Source organism: Kribbella sp. NPDC059898 (genome assembly GCF_042730855.1).
Lineage (GTDB): Bacteria > Actinomycetota > Actinomycetes > Propionibacteriales > Kribbellaceae > Kribbella.
The window spans coordinates 746,876-761,968 of record NZ_JBHWKR010000003.1 but is presented as its reverse complement, the minus strand read 5'-3'; the positions used below and the strand labels follow the sequence as shown (position 1 = coordinate 761,968).

Sequence of the window (15,093 nt, the reverse complement as noted above, 5' to 3'; positions counted from 1 at the left end):
ACGCTCATAACAGGTGAATCATAGTGTCGATGCCATGATCAAGGTGTTGCGCGGGATGGTGACGGCGCATTTGGTGGTGATCTTCGGTCAGCCGGTGTTCGCGGGCGTGTACCTGAGCGGGAATTTCGACGGGTTGCGCCTGCACGCGCTCGGCGCGGACGTCGTGACGTCGATCGGGTACGTGCAGCTGATCGTCGCTGTCGTGGTGTGGATCCGGCGGCGGACGGTGTGGCCGTTCCTGGCGTCGCTGGGAGTGGTGGCCGCCGAGACGGTGCAGTACTTCGCCGGCCAGGACGGGACGTTGTGGCTGCATCTGCCGCTCGGAGTGGTGACGGTCGCGGCGGTGGCGATGATGTTCGTCGCGGTGTGGCGGCGGCCGGTGGTCGAGCATGCCTGAGCGGATGAGCCGTCGACGGCTGCTGGGGATCGGGGGCGCGCTCGGTGTGGTCTCGGCCGGCGGACTGTCGACGGGGGCCGCGTTGTCGCGGCGTCCGGCGATGACAGGTGCCGAGCTGCGGAGCGCCGTACCGCTGCCACCGGCGTACCAGGTGCCCCTGCCCGTCCCGCCGGTGCTGTCGGGGGCCGATCGGTACGACGTCGTGCAGCAGGTGGTGGACAAGGAGATCCTGCCCGGTGTGCGGACCCGGCTGTGGACGTACGGCGGGACGTTCCCAGGGCCGACGATAGAGTCGCGGCGTGGACAGGCGATCACGGTTGCCCACCGCAACGAGTTGCCAGTGCCGTCCGTGGTGCACCTGCACGGCGGCCGCACGCCGGCCGCGTCCGACGGGTACCCGACGGACCTCGTGACCCCGACCGGGTGGAACGACATGGGCCACGGGATGCACGACCCGCGGGCCGTGACGAGCGAGGTCACGCGAAGGTATACGTATCCACTCGACCAGCGGCCGACGATGCTCTGGTACCACGACCACCGGATGGACTTCACCGCGCCGGCCGTCTGGCGCGGGCTGGCCGGGATGCATATCGTCCGCGACGACGCCGAGGACGCGCTCGGTCTGCCGTCCGGGGAGCACGAGCTGCCGCTGCTGATCGCCGACCGGGCGTTCGCCGCCGACGGATCGTTGGACTATCCATCGATCGATCCCGCGCTGATGATGCAGCCGGGCGTCGAGGAGCCTTATCTTGCGGGCGTCCTCGGCGATGTGGTCCTGGTCAACGGCGCGCCCTGGCCGGTGCGCGAGGTCGACGCGGTCCGGTACCGGCTGCGGATCCTGAACGCCTCGAACGCGCGGCACTACGACCTCGAAGCGGTCCTCGACGACGGGCGCCGCCTCGACCTGGTCCAGATCGGCGCCGACCAAGGACTGCTGCGCACGCCCGTCCCGCACCGGAACCTCCCGATTGCGCCGGCCGAGCGGTACGACGTGATCCTGGACTTCGGCCGGGTCCCGCTCGGCGCCCGGGTACGGATCGTGAACCGGCTGGGCTCCGGGCGGATGCGCGACGTACTGGCGTTCCACGTCGTACGGAAGGCGACTGATCCGAGCCGGATCCCGGACGTGCTGTCCGACGACCTGCCGGAGTGGAAGCGGTCGGACGCCGTCCGGGTGCGGGATTTCTCGTTCCGGGCCGGGCGGATGGGGGACGGGCACGGGTGGCTGATCGGCGGGCGGCCGTTCGCGCCGGACCGTACCGATGTCACGACGCGGCTCGGCGATGTGGAGGTCTGGCGGCTGGTGGCGGACGTCCACCATCCCGTCCACCTGCATCTCGTCGGGTTCCGGATCCTGTCGCGCGGCGGAGGCGATCCACTGCCGCACGACGCCGGGCTGAAGGACACCGTGTCGCTCCGGCCGGGGGAGTCCGCCGAGCTGATCACCCGGTTCGACGGCTACCGCGGCCGGTACCTCTTCCACTGCCACAACGCCGAGCACGAGGACATGGGCATGATGGCGAACCTGGAGGTTGTCTGACTACTCGCGCCAGCCGGTCAGGTCGAGCGCCTTGGCGGTGTCGACACGGAAGCCGAGCTTGATCACGGACTCCGCGCCGGCGGCGAGGTCGAGTTTCCAGGTGAGGACGCCGAGGTCCGTGGTCTCGGCCGGCTGCGGGTCGGCGGTGACCGGCTTGACCGTGATCTCGTGGTCGCGAGCCACCGGGAGTTGGTCGAGCACAGTGATCTTGGCCTGGCGGGGCGTGTGGTTCTCGATGCGGGTCTCGTACTCGACCTGCCGGCGGCGGGTGGAGCCGAGCGTCGCCTTGGACGCTTCGCGGCGTACGAGTTTGCGTTCGACGCGGATGCGGTCGTCGAGGCCAAGGGCGAGTTCCACGTCCTCGCCCGGTGCCCACAGCGGGAGCGCCGCGGAGCCGACGAAGTCCGCCTCGTGGAAGACGGAGGCCTTGCCGGCCGGGAAGGTGTGGTCGGACGAGTTCACCACGGTCGCGCGCAAGTGGACGTCGGTGGAGCGGACGGGCGCGGTGATGTAGTCCAGGTCGGCGTCGAGGTCGAGCGAGGCGATGGTTGCTCGGTGCAACGCGCCGTCGGCGGGCACGGCGACGGGCCGCGGCGGGGTGTACGTCGCCGCAGTCACACCCTGCTCGACCGACGCGGTGAGGTCCGTGAGCGCCGACTGCTCCTGCACCGTCCACGGGCCCTCGTCCGCATCGAAGGCTGCCCTGTCGCGTCGATCAGCTTGCTTGGCGAAGCTCGCGACCGCGCCCGGAGCGCGTGGCACCCCGGACACCGGCACCGGCGGGCGGAAGCGGTCCAGGTACCACGGGTCCAGCTCCGGCACCTTCGCGGTCACCGTCGGCCGCGCGGTCGACAGCGTCAAGTCGCACTCCGGCCAGTCCTCGCCGCTGTACTGCGTGATCAGCCCGTACCAGCTCAACGTCAGCCGATCGCCCTGCAGCCGAACGTCGTACGAACTGCTCCACCCCGCCAGCGGAACGACGTACGACAGCTCGATCTCGATCTCGATCTCGGCCTCGGCCGCCAGCTCCAGCCCGACCGCCGCGGCCTGACGGTCCGGCATGACCTGCTCGCGCAGCGCCGTGAGCCGACGGTCGACCGCCCCGAACCGCTGCTCGGCCTCTCGGCGTTGCGCGGCCAGCTCCCGGCGCTTCGCCCGTACGGCGGCCAACCGCCCCGCCAGGGACTCCGTGAACCCGCCCAGCTCCCCGTCGGACTCACCGGAAGCCAGCGCCTTGGCGAAGCTGCCACCCGCCCGCTTCGCCAACTGCCCGAGGAACGTGTCCAGTTGCGCCTGGACGTCGTCCGCGTCGGCGAGCGCGGCGACGGCGTCCTGCGCCTCGTACCACGCCCGCTCGACCTCGGCGACCGTCTCGTCCGGCGCCTGTGGATGATGCCGCCGCACCAGATCCACCCCGAGCACCGTCGCCGGCCCGCGCCCGGAGACCCGCACGCTGTCACTCTCCAACTCCAACGGCAACGGCTCGACGTACACAGTCCGATCCCCAGCCGGCACGGTGATCACCCCGCGCCGGGTCACCCGCGCCCGAGCCGGATAAACGGTTACGGCGACGATCGGCGCCTGCACCACGAGTTCGCTCATGCCGTCGAGATTAGCCCTCCGTCGAGGTCGCGAGTTCGGACTTGGGGACCGCCACCCGGACCTTCGCGGCGGCCGTGTCGTTCGGGACCGTGATCGTGCCGTTGGAGACCCATACGGTGGCGTTGGCGATCATCGTTGCGACGGCCTGCTGGGAGGCAGCGTCCGGCTCCGGGACGGCCCAGTTCGACGGGCAGCGGCGTACCAGGAAGCAGCCGAACGCGAACGTCGACGCGTTGAGGACGCGGGCGCCGGACGGGGCGATGTAGACGGTCGTGTCCATCGGAGCGGCGCGGCCGTTCGTGTGACACGTCGCCGCGCCGCTCACGATCGTGGTCTGCCCGGGCTGCTGGTAGAGCCCCGGCCAGACGTAGTCGACCTCACCGGCGATGAACCCGGGCAGCTTCGTACCCACCGGAACGCCCTGGAACAGCCAGTTGCTCGTCGTGGTGAGCGTGCCGGCCGTCACCGCACACACGTAGTCCGCGCCGAGCAGCGGCTGGGACGCGTAGGCATCGCCCTGGTACCGCCAGGTCGTCGAGTTGTAGCCGTCGGTGTACCGATCGATGTCCCACGACCGCCGGCTCTCGTCGGTGAACTTGATATAGCGGTACGCCGTGTTCGCTCCGAGGTTGGCGACGTTCACGCCCTGCTTGATCGCCTGGCTGATCGCGGCCCGCATCCGCAGCGAGTAGTACTCGTCGTGCCCGGGCAGGAACAACGTACCGGCGCGATCCTTCAACTGACCGCCGAACTGGTCGAGCTCGTTGTCGGTCCAGTACGTGACGTCGAGACCCTTCGACTCGGCCCAGAACACCAGCCCCTGCTCGAGCGTGAGGTACTGCCCCGAGCCCTGCCCCTCGTCGTACGGCCGGTCGAACGTCAGCCTCCCGGACCCGGACGCAAGGCTGGTGTAGAAGCTCCGGCCCCCATAGGCGTTGTAGGCCTGCCAGGTAGCAGTCGCCTGCTGGATCAGCAGATCGTGCTTCGTGCCGGTGTCGTCCCGGACAGTCAGCGGTGCGTACGTCGCCTGGACTCCGTCGCTGATCTTGATCAGATACGTGCCGGGCACCCAGTCCTTGTCGATCGGAATGCTGAGCGTCTTGGTCCAGTTCGCCGCGGACACCATGTTGAGCGGCTGCCCGGTGGCCGTCGTACCGCCGATGGTCGGATCGGGTTGCTTGACCGTCGGTATGTTGTCCTGCCGCCAGATTTCTCGCGCGCCGAGGCCGGCGTAATACCCCATCCGGTAGGCGGCGACGCTGACGTTGTTGCCGGCCGAGACCTTCAGGTCGACCGTGTCGCCACAGGTGGCCGACACCTGCGTCAGGTAGGCGGCCATCGTGCCGTTCATGGTGGCCGGGATGACCCAGTCGCCGGTGCCTGTCCTGGCGTTCTCGACCGTGGTCGTCGGCCAGGTTCGCGGGCAGCCGGCCGGGATGCCGGCGAAGGCATCCGCCGCGACCGCGGGCATCTCGGCCGGTGGCGCGATGAACATCCGCGTGGTCGAGCCGGACGTCAGCACCGTGCCGGTCGACGTGGTCGCGGAGACGTTGAACGTCATCGTCCCGCCGAAGCGCGACAGCTTCACGCCGTTGACCGGGATCCCGAGCCTGGCTCCTGGCGAGACGTTGATCGGCGCCTTCGGTTTCCAGGTCGCGTAGCCGCCGCTGACGCTGACCGTGCCGTTGATCGTCGTGTACGGACCGGTCGCGTCGGTCGGCAGTTGCATGCGGACCGCAGCGAGCGCGCCGGCACGGGTGACGGTCGCCTGGTACACCAGGTTCGTCGTCTGTGCCGGGATCGGGTTGGACACGACCACGGCGACCTGCGGCGTGTAGGTGCGGAGTGGTTGCAGTACGCCGGCGCCGGAGGTGATCACCTGGTTCGTCGTACTCATCGACTTGAGGCCCAGGGTCCACGGACCGCCGGACGGCAGCCGGAGGCCGTACAGCGGGATCGCCAGGCGGGCGCCGACGGCAACCTTGACGACGCGGGCCGGGCGCCAGCGCAGGACGGTCCGGGTCACCGAGCTGACGGTGCCGTTGAGCGACGTGACCCGGCCGGTGGTGCCGGCCGGGATCGCCATCGTGATCTCGCGGATCGTGCCGGCCCTCAGCACGGTCGCGCGGTACGTGAGCGTGGTTGTCCCGTTCGTGGCCTGTGTCGCGGTGATCGAGACACCGGCCGCGGCCGCGTCGGCGGCCCGGTCGACGAACACGAACGCGACAGCGCCGACGATCAGGGCAAGCGCTGCCATGAGCAGCTTGCGGACCATTGTTTCCCCCCAGGGACGAGCAGACTTTCAGATTCCCCCTGGCGGCAGGGTAAGGAACAAAGTCGAATTGGTCCAGACCGTAACTGTCGGCAGTCGGACGGCTGCGAAGGGCGCAGGAATTCCTTACAGCGCAAGGCGTTCGAGCTGATTCCGGTACTCACCGAAACCTGTGGCCGCGAGGCGGCAGACCAGGTGCTGGGCGCCGGCTTCGACGTACGACCGGAGGTAGTCGGCGACGTACGCGCGGGGTCCGGCGACGACGGCCTGGATCCGGCGGAGGTCGTCGATGTCCATGCCGTAGTTGGTGCGGGCGTACGAGCGCAGGCGTTCCTCGCCCGCGGCGACGGTGTCGGTGATCGCGACCGAGACGAACAAGGCGGGCGTAACCTCGCGCCCGGATGCTTGGACCGCCTTCAGCCCGGTGGTGTAGTCGTCGGCGCGTGGGGGATAGGGGAGCCAGCCGTCGTACAGCCGGCCCGTCCGTTCGAGTGCCGCCGATGTCGATCCGCCGAGCCAGATCGGCGGACCGCCTGGGGTATGCGGCCGGATGGTCGGCGGCACGTCGTCCAGCCGCAGTACGTCGCCGTGGAACGTCACCGGCCCGTCGGTGCTCCACAGCCTCCGCCAGAGCGCGACCGTCTCGTCCAGTCGCGCGAACCGTCGCTCCCACGGCACCTCCGACCACCGGTGCAGCGGCTGCCCGAACCGGCCGGGGAAGCCCGCGCCGACGCCGGCCACGAGCCGTCCGCCGGACAGCACGTCCAGCGACGCGAGGCTGTGCGCCGCGTTCACCGGGCGGCGCGTCACCGGCATCAATGTCGCCGTACCGACGGTCACCCGCTCGGTCCGCGCGGCGGCCGCGGTGAGTACTGCCAGCGCTTCGGTCCGCGGTGTCAGGATCGAGTCGTTCGCCCATACGGAGTCGTACCCGAGGGCCTTCGCCTCGACCGCGAGGTCCACCGCCGCCCGCGGATCGTCGCCGGTCTCCCACTGTGCTTGCACGCTCGGCAGCAGGACGCCGACCTTTTCCATGCCGGAGATCGTCGCGGCGCTGTGCCCGGCAATTCCTTCGCCGGAATAGTGTATCTGCGACTTCGCGGTGTGCCGGTGTGACGTTTTCCCTTGTGGATGAAGGGATTTCAAGGTTCCGGAGAGTTTGGCGCTGCCCGATGGAGGGCGTAGAATCGAACGCATGTTCGAGGACCCGGATGTGCTGTCGACGCGTGACCTGCTGGAGCGGGCCGCGAGCTGTCGCGCGATCGCGAACCGGTCCGATGCTCAGCTGCTCGAATGTGCCCAGATCTATGCCGACCGCTATCACCCGTCGTGCTGTCCGGTTCGGCCTGCCCGCCGTCCGGGTGACGGCCGTGAGCGGGCGGTGGTTCTGGGCGGTGACGGCTGTCCGGAGATCGCGGAGTTCGCTGTCGCCGAGTTCGCGGTCGTGATCGGGGTGTCTCCTGGCGTGGGCCGTGACCTGATCGCCGACGCGCTGGCTCTGCGGGATCGGTTCCCGTTGACCTGGGCGCGGATCCAGGCGGGTGAGGCGACACCGTGGAAGGCGCGCCAGATCGTGCGTGCCTGCACCAAACTCGACCACGCGGCGGCGGGGTACGTCGACCGTCGGGTGGCCGCGATCATCGACACGATCTCGCCGTACCGTCTCGACAAGATCGCCGACGCGGCCAAGAAGTACGCCGACTCCCGACGCGCAGCCGACGACGCCGCCGCGGCGGCTGACGAGCGCGGGGTGTACGTAGGTCGCGGTGACCAGCACGGGAACAAAACCATCTACATCAAAGCCCCCGCCGCCGCCGTCAACCGCCACGACACGGCCATCGCCGACATCGCCGAAGCCCTCAAAACCCTGGGCGACACCCGCCCGCTCCAGCACCGCCGAGCCGAAGCCGTAGGCATCCTCCCCGACCCCCGCTTCACCCAAGAACTCCTAGCCCAAGCAGCCCAAACCCCCACCCACCCCGCTCCCACCGACCCCGCTCAGGCCGACCCCGCTCCCACCGACCCCGATCCCGCCGACCCCGCTCAGGCCGACCCCGCTCCCACCGACCCCGATCCCGCCGACCCCGCTCCCAGCGACCCCGCTCCCAGCGACCCCGCTCCCGCCGGGCGCGCTCCCACCGTGCCTGCTCCCACCGGCCCTGCTCAGGCCGGCCCTGCTCAGGCTCGCCCGGCTCCGGCCGGGTCTGCTGCCGTCGGGGCTGTTCTCGGAGGGCCTGTTTGCGGGCCGGGGTTCGAGGGTGGCTCTACGAGCGCATCCGGCACGGCTGACCTGCTGGAGCAATGGGAGCAATGGGAGCAGTGGGAGCCGCCGCATGATGCGTGGTTGGAGGCTGCTGGACCTGAGGACCGCGACCCGGTCTCGGATCCTTTCGACGGGCGAACAGCCGGCCCGGATCCGCGCCGCGCCCCGGCCGGCGGTGCGCCGATGACCCCGGCCGCACAGCAAGCCCTGCGTGCCCGCCTGGCCCAGATCAAACAGGACGCGCACACCAACCCGAGCCGCCCCACTCGAGCGAACAACCCGGACAAGGGGCAGTTGCGCCCGGGAAAGACCGAGGTCGTCGTACACCTCACCGACCACACCCTCGCCACCCACACCGGCGTACTACGCGCCGAAGGCATCGGCCCCCTCTTCGCGACCCAACTCGCCGAACTCGTCGGCCACGGACCGTACATCGTCAAACCCGTCATCGACCTCAACGACGCCGTCAGCGTCAACGCCTACGAAATCCCCACCCGCATCCGCGAACGCGTCAAGCTCATCCACCCCGTCGAACTCTTCCCGTACGGAACCCGCGAAACCACCAACACCATCGACCTGGACCACATCGAGCCCTACGACCCACTCGGCCCCACCGGACAAACCAGCACCACCAACCTCGCACCGCTCGGCCGCTTCGGCCACCGGGTAAAGACCCACGCCCGCGGCTGGACCGTCCACCGCATCGACCACAAGACCCTCGAATGGACCACACCCCACGGCTTCAGCTTCCACGTCGACCCCACCGGCACCCACCGAGTCCCTCGCGCCGAAGTGCCCAGGAAAGGGCCGGACTTCGGCTCGGAAATGGCTGGCTGATGCTGCGGTCGCGGAGTCTGGAAACCCTTGTGCTGCAGCCGAGAAGTGTCGGTGGTCGTCCTCATACTGGGAGGTATGAACGATCCGCTCAGTCGTTTCATCGTCTGGTCGCTGACCTTGTTCGCGCTGCTCGTGACAGGGGCGGCGGCGCTGGGGACGGCGCAGGTCTGGGCGCTGTGGCACCGGCCGTACAGTTCGTCGCCGGTGTCGAAGGCTCAGGTTGTCAGTGTGCAGCCGCACGTCGACGCGCCGCCGGTGATACTGGTCGTCGGGCCAACCGGTTCGGAGGTCAAGGTCCGCGGCACGCAAGACCTGAATCGACCGTATCCCTTGGAAGGTGACTACATCGACGTAGTGTTCCTGCGCTCCGGCGGCGCGGTCATCCCCGCCGCCGGCCGAAGCGATCACAGGGAGTCCGGCACGATCCTGATCGTGGCGATCTGGCTGGGGTGGTGCGTGGCGATCGGGGGGAGCCTGGCAGTTGGGCGCTATCTCCGAGACGCCCGCAGGCCATGGTGGCCACGGCGCCCTGCGAGACGGCAGCCTGATCGCAGCGGCTCAGCGGACCTGTGACAAGCCGCTGGTGTTAGGCAGCGGCGTCTACCGCTCCAACCCGCTCCAAAGCCTCGAGGAGTGGGGCAACATCGTGGGCATGGAAGGTTCCGGTGCTGTAGTCGGTGACCTGGTGCCATTGGTCGCGGATGACGTAATACACGTGTGGGCTGACAGCACCGGGGCTGGTACCGAAAAGCTCGGCGGCAACGGCGGCGAGTATGCCCAACGCATGGAGCGCTGTCGCGTCGCGTAGCACGTGCACCAGCAGCTTGTCCCTGGACGGCATTGCGACGAGACAGCCGAAAGCAGGATCGTCGACGTGCAGCGAGTCGCGGAGCACCGTGTCGAACACGAGCGCTCTGGATGCGGTGAACATGCCACCGGTGAGAACGCTCAGTTCGGCACCGCCGAGGCGGAGGGTGTCGACTTCGTCGTGGAGCCGGCGGAGATTCGTCAGGCCGATGCGGGTTGCGTCCGATCGAGACAGTCCCAGCCGGTCGACGTCGAAGTACATCGCAACGGCGCGGCCTGCGTAGAGCGCCGGCGCTGTGACCAGGCCGGGGACGAACTCTGGTGCGTCCTCGACCATGTCTGGATCGTGAGCGGCCGCACGGACGAGTCTGAGAAAGAGTTGGTTCTCGAGGTCGTCCGGTGCGGTCAGCAGTTGGTCGAGCGCCGGGATCTGGTCGAAGTGATCGCTGATCGCCGCATGCCACTGCTGGCGCGGCAGGCCTGCGACCTTGAGCGCGAGGTTCCCCAGGCCGGCGCTGAAGCTGTCTGAGGGCTGGTCGGCGGTCGGGATGAGGCTTCCGGCGCCGTCGTACCGCATCGCGAAGCCGCGCTTGGCGACTGCTGCCTCCGCGAGCCGTACCAATCGCGCGGCTTGGTGGGCCGTGAGCGGCGTGAGCACCGGATCTGGCTGCTGGACGTCCGCATGGCGCCCGCCGCGTGGACGGTTGTTCCTGATGGTCATCGAATCCTCCTTGTCCAAGAAAGTACGGCGATGGAGCCGTACCCGGCGGACGATGTTGCGATCTGTGGACAACTCCGATCTCTGGCACAGCACCGATGGAGCGTTAAAACCGCGAGGGCCGGCTGAGCCCTTGACGCCGCAGGTTCTGACTCAGTAGCTTGCAGGCACCTCTTTTAACGTTAATATCCTGGAGTACGCCGATGCAGCCAACCAGCCGCGGGCCGGCCCCGCACGGACACGTCACGCTCGTCCAGGTGGCGCAGCGCGCGGGGGTGTCGGCGCAGTCGGTGTCGAACGCGCTGAACAACCCGGACCGGGTCGCGCCGGAGACCCGGAAGCGGATCCTCGCCGCGGTCGAGGAGCTCGGGTACGAGCCGAACCTGTCCGCCCGCGCGCTCCGCAACCGGAGCTCGTCGCTGATCGCGTTCAAGATGCGCCCGGCCCGCCCCGACAAGGCGTCGATGCTGATGGACGACTTCCTGTACGTCTTGAACGCGTCCGCCGTCGACGCCGGGTACCACCTGATCCTGTGTCACGCCGAGGGCGGCCAGGCCGGTGAGATCAAGGCGTACCGCGAGCTGCTGACGAAGACCTCGATCGACGCGTTCATCCTCGCCGAGACGCACCGCAACGACGACCGGGTCGCGGCGCTGCGCTCCTGGGGCGTGCCGTTCGCCGCGTTCGGCCGCTCCTGGGACGGCGACGAGGAGATGGCCTGGGTCGACGTCGACGGCCGCGCCGGCACCCGCGCCGCGACCGCCCACGTCGCCGCTCAGGGGCACACCCGGATCGGCCACATCGGCTGGCCCGTCGAGTCCGAGCTCGGCGAGGACCGCCGGGCCGGCTGGCTGGACGCCTGCCGGGAACGCAACCTGGACACCGACCTGCGGGCCGCCGTCGTCGACTCGCTCGAGAACGGCCGCCAGGCAGCGCACCGGATGCTCGACGCGGCCCGCCCCGCGACCGCCCTCGTCTGCGCGTCCGACACCCTCGCGCTCGGCGTGCTGCGCGCCCTGCACGAACGCGGCCTGCGCCCCGGCGTCGACGTCGCGATCACCGGGTACGACGACTCGCCGACCGCCGCCCTGGTGAGCCCGGGGCTGACCACGCTGCGGCAGCCGATCGACGAGGTCGGACGGCAGCTGATCCACGCCGTCGACAACCTGATGGCCGGCGACCCCCGGACGCCGCAACACGTACTGCTCGAACCCGAACTGATCGTCCGCGACTCCAGCCTGCCAGGCCGAAGGGACACACGATGAGGCACCGAACCAGACTGCTCGCGGCGTTGGCCGCCGGGGCGCTCGTGGTGACCGCACTGATCAACACACCATCCGCACCAGCGGCCGCCCCGCCCGCTGACCCGTTCGTCGTCAACGTCGAGAACCTCCCCAGCGGTCAAGGCGTCGCCGGCGCGATGGACCTCCCGTCGTACGGCGACGTCGACTGGGTGCACGTGACCGGTACCTCGATCGACCGGAAACCCGGCGTGCAGACGCTCACCGTCGACGATCTCAATCCGGCCGGCGGTCGTACGACGCTGGGCGACAGCCCGGTCGCGTTCGGCTGGCCCGGGGCGAGCGGGGTCACGACGGGCGGGGTGTTCAACTACGACACCACGACCGTCGGCGACGCGACCGCGCACGACGCCGGGTACCGGATCATCGTGCCCGCCGCCGACTCGCCACGACGCCTGGTGTTCGTGGGTGGGATCTGGCAGGCCACCGGTTCCGTGACGGTTGCCGCGGGCAACAGTAGCTATGCGACGCCGGTTACCGCAGGCGGTACGGCGGCCGTGAAGCGGTACACCGTGACGATCCGTCCGGGGCAGAGCGTCGTCGTCACCGGCCGGTACGCGAGCAAGCTGCAGGCGGCCGGGAACCTGTCGTTGTCGGCAGTAGGATTGTCAACAATCTCCACCTTCTCCGCGACAGCGGCGCCGGCCTCGATGAACCTGACCGCTGACGGCACGGCCGACTGGATGCACCTCGACGGCGCCACGATCAACCGCCGCGTCGGTGACTCGCAGCTCGCCGTCACGAACCGGCAGACCGGCGGCACGATCGGTGCCCAGAACGACAACGCGGTCAGCTACTCGTGGACGAACGGCACGCCGACCGCCTCCCAATCGGGCACGCACCACGGCGGGATCTTCTTCGCCGACGGTGCGAGCACGGGCGTCGACCTGACCGACCCGTACGGGTACGACCTCACGGTGCCGGCGGCCGCGGAGCCGCGGACGCTGCGGTTCGTGTCCGGCGTCTGGCGGGCCGCGGCGAAGATCTCCGTGTACCTGAACGGTGCGGCGGATCCGGTCACGGTGAACACGGACCTGGTGAGCTCGGATCCGTCGGTGACCAAGTCGTTCGAGCTGAACCTCGCGGCCGGTGACTCGGCCCGGATCAGCGCGCAGCTGACCCGCAAGACGAATGCCTCCGGCAACGTGACGCTCGCCGGCGTGGCACTGGCCGACACGTCCGCGGCCGGCTATCGGCAGCTGACGCAGAACGTGCTGGACGAGGCCGCGACGGCGGACGTGTACGCCGCGAGCGAGTCGGCGCAGGCCCAGCTGGACAACGAGATCGCGGCCGCCCGCGCCACCCTCGGCAACAGCTCGGCATCGCTGGACGACCTGCGGCTCGCGTACCTCCTGGTGAAGGCGGCGTACGACGAGGCGCTCTCCTCGGCGGCGAACGCGCAGTACACCTACGTCACGAACCCTGGGCTGACCTCGTCGTTCGGGTGGGAAGGCGATCTGAACGCGCCGATCGCCTTCATCGACGGGAGCTACCGGCTGCGTAGCCGGGGCGACGCGATGATCACGTTCGGCGTACCGAACATCCCGGGCAAGATCAAGTGGTCGAACGCCGAGGGGTACCTGCCGGCGTTCGTCAGCGAGTACGCGAAGGACGGGCTGCGGATCACGGTCGAGAACTTCGCCGACCTGGCCGTTGCCGGCGGCAACCGCTTCGAGATCGCGTACTCCCGGATGACCGTCACCAACACCGGCTCTGAGGAGGCTCGCCTGCCGCGGGTATCTGGTCTGCTGACGCCGCTCAACGAGGCCGGTACGACGATCGCCGCCGGGCAGACCGTCGTCCGGGACTACGCGGTGGCGGCCGACCGGTTCGGGGCGACGTACGACTGGCCGACCGCGGACCAGCTGACCCAGCTCGGCGGGTTCGACCAGCACTACCGGCACATGCGCCAGTACTGGAACGACCGGCTGTCGAAGATCGCGAACCTCACGAACCTCCCCGACAAGCGGCTGATCAACGCCTACAAGGCCGGCTACATCTACACGCTGATCATCCGCGACGACATCAACGGCACCAAGGAACTGCACGTCGGCGAGAACGGGTACGACGAGATGTTCGACCACGACACGATCGGCATCGTGTCGACACTGCTGACGATCGGCGACTTCACCTACGCGAAGGACTACCTGACGTCACTGCCGGCCCAGCTGCAGTACGACGACGCGAAGTGGAAGTACTCCTGGCCGTACGCGCTCTACCTGCAGCGTACCGGCGACAAGGACTTCGTCCGCGAGCGGTTCGAGACGATCAAGAAGAACACCCACACGATCGAGACCGACCGGATCGACGGCGGCAAGGGCATCATCAAGGCCACCAACGCGATCGACTCGCACGGGTACTGGACGATCGACAACTGGGCCGCGCTGACCGGTCTGACGACGTACCGCTATCTCGCCACCGCCCTGGGGGAGACCGGCGAGGCGGCCTGGGCGAAGGCGCAGTACGACGATCTGTTGCGGGTGGCAACGGACCGGATCAACGAGACGATGGCGCAGTACAACCTCGACTATCTCCCGATCTCGATGGTCGAGCCGAACGAGACCGGGCCGCGGAAAGACCCGCGGGACGCGAACTGGGCGTCGATGTTCCTGTTCGGCCGGTGGGCGTGGGACGGGTACCTGTTCGGCGCGGAGCAGACCGGGACGATGCTGACCAAGATCGACGACACCTACACGCACGGGTTCGACCGGCGCAAGGACATCTCGGACACGATCTACAACTTCGGCGGGTACCCGCACGGGTACTTCTCGAGCGCGTACAACGCCGGGTACGGGAGCGCCGCGCTGCGAGGTGAGCAGTACCGCGACCTCGGGATCAAGGCGTACCAGTTCATGATCGACAAGAGCCAGAGCGGGCCGTTCGGCTGGTGGGAGGGCGTCGACTACCCGAGCGTGACCTCGCCGTGGAACATCGACCACGCGGCCGGCGGCGGCGGTTCGAACCAGCACATGTGGGGCCAGTCGACGGCGACCAAGGTGCTGTTCGACTCGCTGATCGCGGAGAAGGCGGACGGCACGGTGATCGTCGGTCGCGGCGTACCGGACGAGTGGCTGCGCGGGAACGGCGAGAAGATCGGGCTGAAGGACTACCCGATCAGCGGTGGGCGGCTCGGCTACCAGCTGTGGGTCGCCGGCAAGACGGTCACGATCCAGTTCACCGGCAAGACGCCGGCGTCCAGCATCGAACTGCCGGGTCTGCGCGACAACATCGCGAACGTCTCGGTCAGCTCGACGGTGGACCAGGCTGCCGGCACCATCAAGCTCCCGCGAGGCACCTCCCGGGTGACGATCGTCCTCAGGCACACCCTCTAGATCCGGGTCTGACGGCCGGGCTCA

10 protein-coding genes are annotated in these 15,093 nt (G+C 69.1%); 6 read left to right on the top strand and 4 right to left on the bottom strand.

The genetic code is table 11. The features are described 5' to 3' along the window. The first annotated feature begins 34 nt into the window (after positions 1-34). Together ACFV9C_RS13830 and ACFV9C_RS13825 are read left to right on the top strand one after the other, a co-directional pair. Positions 35-397, top strand: a complete 363-nt coding sequence (locus ACFV9C_RS13830) for a hypothetical protein (RefSeq protein WP_380193503.1) — start codon at positions 35-37, stop codon at positions 395-397. Next, on the top strand, positions 390-1,937 hold the full coding sequence (locus ACFV9C_RS13825; protein WP_380193502.1) for a multicopper oxidase family protein: 1,548 nt from the start codon (positions 390-392) through the stop codon (positions 1,935-1,937). The genes ACFV9C_RS13830 and ACFV9C_RS13825 overlap by 8 nt, the downstream gene beginning before the upstream one ends. Here the strand turns inward: ACFV9C_RS13825 and ACFV9C_RS13820 are convergent, their stop codons facing one another. From ACFV9C_RS13820 to ACFV9C_RS13810, 3 genes are all read right to left on the bottom strand, one after another. Then, positions 1,938-3,539, bottom strand: a complete 1,602-nt coding sequence (locus ACFV9C_RS13820; protein ID WP_380193501.1) for a DUF4139 domain-containing protein — start codon at positions 3,537-3,539, stop codon at positions 1,938-1,940. 10 nt (positions 3,540-3,549) lie between these two features. Continuing rightward, the gene (locus tag ACFV9C_RS13815) at positions 3,550-5,796 is read right to left on the bottom strand and encodes a N,N-dimethylformamidase beta subunit family domain-containing protein (RefSeq protein WP_380193499.1); all 2,247 of its coding nucleotides are present in this window, start codon (positions 5,794-5,796) and stop codon (positions 3,550-3,552) included. Between the two features lie 141 nt (positions 5,797-5,937). Beyond that, on the bottom strand, positions 5,938-6,846 hold the full coding sequence (locus ACFV9C_RS13810) for an LLM class flavin-dependent oxidoreductase (protein ID WP_380193498.1): 909 nt from the start codon (positions 6,844-6,846) through the stop codon (positions 5,938-5,940). Between the two features lie 160 nt (positions 6,847-7,006). Between ACFV9C_RS13810 and ACFV9C_RS13805 the strand changes: the two genes are divergently transcribed. Together ACFV9C_RS13805 and ACFV9C_RS13800 are read left to right on the top strand one after the other, a co-directional pair. Then, positions 7,007-8,911 carry a DUF222 domain-containing protein gene (locus ACFV9C_RS13805; RefSeq protein WP_380193497.1) on the top strand — a complete coding sequence of 635 codons (1,905 nt, stop codon included), beginning with the start codon at positions 7,007-7,009 and terminating at the stop codon, positions 8,909-8,911. 75 nt (positions 8,912-8,986) lie between these two features. Continuing rightward, positions 8,987-9,484 carry a hypothetical protein gene (locus ACFV9C_RS13800; RefSeq protein ID WP_380193495.1) on the top strand — a complete coding sequence of 166 codons (498 nt, stop codon included), beginning with the start codon at positions 8,987-8,989 and terminating at the stop codon, positions 9,482-9,484. Between the two features lie 13 nt (positions 9,485-9,497). On the opposite strand, the gene ACFV9C_RS13795 is transcribed toward ACFV9C_RS13800, so the two are convergent. Next, positions 9,498-10,439: a hypothetical protein gene (locus ACFV9C_RS13795; RefSeq protein ID WP_380193493.1), complete on the bottom strand. Its 942-nt coding sequence runs from the start codon at positions 10,437-10,439 to the stop codon at positions 9,498-9,500. 200 nt (positions 10,440-10,639) lie between these two features. Between ACFV9C_RS13795 and ACFV9C_RS13790 the strand changes: the two genes are divergently transcribed. Further along, positions 10,640-11,701, top strand: a complete 1,062-nt coding sequence (locus ACFV9C_RS13790) for a LacI family DNA-binding transcriptional regulator (protein ID WP_380193492.1) — start codon at positions 10,640-10,642, stop codon at positions 11,699-11,701. Next, positions 11,698-15,069, top strand: a complete 3,372-nt coding sequence (locus tag ACFV9C_RS13785) for a sugar-binding protein (protein WP_380193490.1) — start codon at positions 11,698-11,700, stop codon at positions 15,067-15,069. The genes ACFV9C_RS13790 and ACFV9C_RS13785 overlap by 4 nt, the downstream gene beginning before the upstream one ends. Positions 15,070-15,093: the final 24 nt, after the last annotated feature.